This window comes from Paenibacillus sp. 01T47 (genome assembly GCF_056398245.1).
The window spans coordinates 1-1187 of record NZ_JBFTPA010000069.1 but is presented as its reverse complement, the minus strand read 5'-3'; the positions used below and the strand labels follow the sequence as shown (position 1 = coordinate 1187).

2 protein-coding genes are annotated in these 1187 nt (G+C 41.8%); both read right to left on the bottom strand.

What is annotated here, in order from left to right:
• Positions 1–798: IS3 family transposase (locus tag AC1DOV_RS34680; protein ID WP_477552163.1), on the bottom strand; the 798-nt coding region annotated here is incomplete at its 3' end.
• Positions 714–1112 (bottom strand): transposase, encoded by a 399-nt coding sequence (locus AC1DOV_RS34675; protein ID WP_477512714.1) that lies wholly within the window; start codon positions 1110–1112, stop codon positions 714–716. The genes AC1DOV_RS34675 and AC1DOV_RS34680, both read right to left, overlap by 85 nt.
• Positions 1113–1187 lie beyond the last annotated feature (75 nt).

The following is a 1187-nucleotide window of genomic DNA, read 5'->3' as shown; positions in this document are numbered from 1 at the left end:
TTTTTTTAGTTTTCTCTGCGGTCGCTCGTTATTATAGAAATGCAAATATTCTTCAATTCTCCTTTGTGCCTCTTCTAAACTTCGGATATGATAAGGATAGAGTGCTTCCGCTTTTAAATGCGAAAAAAAGCTCTCCATAGAGGCATTGTCATAACAATTGCCTCGGCGGGACATGCTGATTCGGGCGCCAACCTTCAGCAGCATGTCTTGGTAATCGTAGGACGTGTACTGGAATCCTTGATCGCTGTGAACGATCAATCCAGTCACGTCTGTTTCCTTTTTAAACGCTTTCTCAAAGGTTTGAAGAACGAGTTGGTTATCATTACGAAGGCTCATATGAGAAGCAATGAGTTCTCCGTTATACAAATCCTTAATGGCAGATAAATATATCCATGTATCGACTACGCGGTATTGAGTGACATCCGTTACCCACTTTTGTTTAGRCTTATCCGCTTTAAACTCCCGCTGAAGCAGGTTTTCCGCAACGCGTGCTCCTACTGTGGTTTTATAGCTCTGACGTCGCTTCTGACGCATCTTAGAGCGAATCCCCATCTCTTGCATAAGCCTAAGAACTTTCTTGTGATTCACACGTTTTTCATGGTCCTGAAGYAAATGCATTTGAATCTGYCGATATCCATATACGCCATTSTACTTCGTATACACTCGTTTAATTAATGCCTTGAGATCTYCATCGCGATCTATAACTTTGCGCTTCAAGTAGGCGTAGTATCCGCTTCTGGAGACGCCAAACAATTTGCAGAGTTCAGTAAGAGGGTAGGATTCTGCTGCTGCTTCAATGACACKATATTTCGTTTTTGTACCTCCCGCATCCAGATTTCCAAACACTTTTTTAGCATCTGATTATCTCGTTTAAGCTTTTGAACGTATCTATCCTGATCGATGTATTCCTCACGACGTCCTCGCTGATCCAGTAGTCCATATTCACCGAGCTGTCTATATTTCCTCATCCAAATCTTCACACGATTCTTGTCATTAATATTTAGGTGATCCGCTATCTTTTGATACGACCATCCCTCTTCAACATGTAAGCGGATTGCCTCCACTTTCGTTGTATCTTCATAATGCTTAAACTTTTGCCCTTTAACCGCCACAAAAATACACCCCCTAGAATTTCATCGGAATAACCTAGGGGTTTTTCCAATGTCTATTCTAAGGGGTGCACTTCA